This window comes from Bifidobacterium sp. POST2/T3 (B1), assembly GCF_058197115.1.
Genome location: NZ_JBVPQK010000252.1, coordinates 1 through 3823, shown reverse-complemented (window position 1 = coordinate 3823; position 3823 = coordinate 1). Strand labels below are relative to the sequence as shown.

General features: G+C 62.2%; 4 protein-coding genes. All 4 read left to right on the top strand.

Translation table 11 applies throughout. The features are described from left to right. The coding region (gene eno, locus AC0AP0_RS10000) for a phosphopyruvate hydratase (RefSeq protein WP_490430354.1) at positions 1-1260 on the top strand (1260 nt) is incomplete at its 5' end. A 95-nt stretch (positions 1261-1355) separates the two neighbouring features. Continuing rightward, complete coding sequence (locus AC0AP0_RS09995) at positions 1356-1940, top strand: FtsB family cell division protein (protein ID WP_490430357.1); 585 nt, start codon at positions 1356-1358, stop codon at positions 1938-1940. 79 nt (positions 1941-2019) lie between these two features. After that, positions 2020-2712 (top strand): DUF501 domain-containing protein, encoded by a 693-nt coding sequence (locus AC0AP0_RS09990; RefSeq protein ID WP_490430356.1) that lies wholly within the window; start codon positions 2020-2022, stop codon positions 2710-2712. A gap of 11 nt (positions 2713-2723) precedes the next feature. Further along, positions 2724-3725: a Ppx/GppA phosphatase family protein gene (locus AC0AP0_RS09985; RefSeq protein WP_490430355.1), complete on the top strand. Its 1002-nt coding sequence runs from the start codon at positions 2724-2726 to the stop codon at positions 3723-3725. Positions 3726-3823: the final 98 nt, after the last annotated feature.

Sequence of the window (3823 nt, the reverse complement as noted above, 5' to 3'; positions counted from 1 at the left end):
CTTGATTCCCGTGGCAACCCGACCGTCGAGGTCGTTCTGCAGACTGAGGACGGCGCCGAGGGGCGTGGTCTGGTTCCTTCCGGTGCTTCCACCGGCGAGGCCGAGGCCTGGGAACGTCGGGATGGCGACAAGAAGCGCTATCAGGGCAAGGGTGTGCTGGACGCCGTCAAGGCGGTCAATGAGACCATCGCTCCCAACGTCATTGGTATGGACGCCACCGATCAGCGTGCCCTGGACGAAACCATGATTGATCTGGACGGTACCCCCAACAAGGGCAAGCTGGGCGCCAACGCCATCCTGGGCGTCTCCCTGGCTGCGCTCTATGCGGCTGCTGAGTCCGCCGAACTGCCTCTCTACCGTTACCTAGGCGGCACCAACGGCCACATCCTGCCCGTGCCCAACATGAACATCATGAACGGCGGCGCCCATGCTGACTTCGCCACTGACATCCAGGAGTACATGATCTCCCCCTACGGCTTCGACTCATACCGGGAGGCCCTGCGCGCCGGCGTCGAGGTCTACCACACCCTCAAGGGCATCCTGAAGAAGGACGGCCATGAGACTGGCCTGGGCGACGAGGGCGGCTTTGCCCCCAAGATGAAGTCCAACGAGGACTCCCTGAAGTACATCGTCGACGCCATTCAGGCTGCCGGCTACGAGCCTGGCAAGCAGATCGGCCTCTGCCTGGACGTGGCCTCTTCGGAGTTCTACAACAAGGACACCGACAAGTACCACTTCGACGGCGAGGACCGCGACGCTGACTACATGCTGGACTATTACCAGGGCCTGGTCGAGAAGTATCCGCTGGTTTCCATCGAGGATCCCTTCGCTGAGGAGGACTGGGGCGCCTGGCAGAAGATCACCGCCGCCATGGGCGACCGCCTGCAGTTCGTGGGCGACGACCTGCTGGTGACCAACCCCAAGAGGCTGCAGAAGGGCATCGACCTGAAGGCCGCCAACTCCCTGCTGGTCAAGCTCAACCAGATCGGCACCGTGACCGAGACCCTGGACGCCATCGAGCTGGCCACCGCCAACGGGTTCACCTCCATGGTTTCCCACCGTTCCGGCGAGACCTCTGACACCACCATCGCCGACCTGGCCGTGGCCAAGAACACCCGCCAGATCAAGACCGGTGCTCCGGCCCGTGGTGAGCGCATCGCCAAGTACAACCGTCTGCTGGAGATCGAGGAGGAGCTGGGCTCCACCGCCGAGTACGCCGGCTACAGCGCCTTCAAGGCCTGCAAGAAATACACCAAGTAAGGCCTTGCTGGCCGGGCTTAAGCCTTTGCAGGTTTTGACCCGGCCGTACAGTCTTTCACCCGTGGCGGTCCGCGTCGGCTGCCACGGGTATTTTTATGGGTATGGCCAAGAACAAACGTGACGGCGGCGACCGGCGGACAAGCAGGCGGTCATCGGGACCCATCACCTTCTTTGTGGCGGTCATCATCGTGGCCCTGGGGCTGATTCAGCTGGTCTCCACCTTCCACACCTACGCCATTAATCTTTCCGAACTCAACGGCCTGCGCAACCAGCAGGCCCAGCTAGTCGAGCATAAGCGTGACTTGGAGAACCAGATCCGGCGCTGGGACGACAAAGCCTATGTAACTGCCCAGGCCAGGGATCGGCTGGGATTCGTCTTCCCCGACGAGGAGGCCATCCGGGTCTTGCATCCGGAGGCGGTCACGGGCAGCAAGGACAAGGACCAGGCCGGAAGCAAGGGGGTCCGGGCCCCTAGGAAGAACTCCCTGCCCTGGTATCAGGAGATGGCCTACTCCTTTGCCAAGGCCGACCAGGACCCGGCGGCCAATGGGAACAAGGGGAGCACAGGTCAGCAACCAGGCGACGGAGCCAGTCCGAATGGGTCCGCCAGTCCAACTGGTTCCAACAGTCCAGGTGGATCTGATAGTCCCTCTCCATTCAAGGGCAGGGGAACGCAGTGAACTCCGAAGGTTCGGATTTCGCCGCGCCAATGGTTAATGAACTTAGCAGCAGCAAACAATCAGGAAAGATGAGGACAGCGTGATCAAGGCCCAGGAAAGGCCCCAGGCAGCAGTGGAATCTCAAGCCGTAGACAAGGTCCGGGTCGAATCTAAAGCATCCAGCCTGGTTACTGACCGGGACCTGACCATGGTAAGAGATCGAGTCCAGGAGCTTCTGGCGACGCCGGCCACACCGGATCAGATAGCCGCCGTTAACCAGCAACTGGGCCGTTTTCCGCGGGGCATGGTGGCCGTGGGCGCCCGCTGCGTCTGTGGCAACCCCCTGGCTGTGATTACCCGGCCTCAGCTGGAGGATGGCACACCCTTTCCGACCACCTGCTATTTGACCAGCCCCGAGGCTGTCAAGGCCGTCTCACGGTTGGAGGCCGACGGCATCATGTCCGACTGGAATACCGAGCTTGGTTCGGATCCGGATCTGGCCAGCGCCTATTGTAGGGCCCACGAGCTCTATCTGGCCTTCCGCTCTGCCCTGGCTCAGCGGCTGAGCGACGACGAGAGTCACATAGTCGGAATCTCGGCCGGGGGCATGCCCAAGAGGGTCAAGTGTCTGCATGCTCTGACCGCTCAGTCTCTGGTTATGGGCCCTGGGGTCAATCCACTGGGTGACCGGGTTCTAGGCCTGGTGCGTCCGGTGTTCGATCCGCAGGTCTGCAGGTGCGCCCAGCCCTGGGCCGAGGCATCCATACAAGAGAACCAGCAAGAGAACCAATGAAGGGGGCTTCCATGGATCAGGTAACAGTGGCGGGCGTGGACTGTGGCACCAACTCCATACGTCTGCTGATAGCCCAGGTAGACCGGCAGGGGCTCCATCCAGTGGCTCCCAGGCTGATGCGCGTCATCCGACTGGGGGAGGGCGTGGACCGCAATCATCGCTTCTCCGATCAGGCCTTGGAGCGGGCCTTTGAGGCCTGTCGGCTCTTCGCCCAGCAACTGCAGGAGCACCCGGTGGATGGCCTGCGCTTTGTGGCCACTTCGGCCACCAGGGATGCCGACAACCGGGAAAGTTTCGAAGAGGGGGTGCGCTCCATCCTGGGGGTCACGCCCGAGGTCATCAGCGGTTCCCAGGAGGCTTCGCTGAGTTTTTTGGGAGCGGTCAGTGTGCTGGAGCAGCGGGGCAGCGACGGCATGCCTCCTGCGCCATACCTGGTGGTTGACCTAGGCGGCGGCTCCACCGAGCTGGTCCTGGGCGGGGACGGGAGCGATCTGCCTGTTGACCATGTCAGGGCCTCCTACTCAATGAACATCGGCTCCGTACGGATGACCGAGCGCCATCTGCTGGATGATCCGCCCAGCCAGGTGCAGATCGGCCAGGCGCTTGAGGATGTTGACAGCTGGATCGACCGGGCCTTCGACAAGGTCCCTGTAGCTGGGGTAGGCAGTGTGATCGGAGTCTCCGGCACGGTCACCACCATGAGCGCTCTGGCCCTGGGATGCCAGGTTTACGATCGCCATGCCGTCGATGGTCAGTCCATATCTGTCGAAGCGGCTCGCCGGGTTGACGACAAGGTGTTGAACATGAGCCGGCAGGAGCGTCGGGGACTCAAGACCATCCACCCCGGTCGTGTTGATGTGATCGGCGGTGGCGCCCTGATCTGGAACCGTCTGCTGGAACGTCTGGGCCAGGCCAGTCCGAGTGCGCTGGCTTCGGGCACCTATGTGGCTAGCGAGCACGGCCTCCTGGACGGTCTGGTCATGGATTATGGTCGGACCCTCCTGCGTGAATGATATACTAAGGCGTTATGGGTTATGGCCCCGGTGGCGAAATGGTATACGCATCGGACTTAAAATCCGCCGCCTTCACCGGCTTGTGGGTTCGATTCCCA

Bases quoted from the DNA above. Each gene is read 5' to 3' on its own strand.
- AC0AP0_RS09995 (WP_490430357.1), top strand. From the start codon at position 1,356: ATGGGTATGGCCAAGAACAAACGTGACGGCGGCGACCGGCGGACAAGC.
- AC0AP0_RS09985 (WP_490430355.1), top strand. From the start codon at position 2,724: ATGGATCAGGTAACAGTGGCGGGCGTGGACTGTGGCACCAACTCCATA.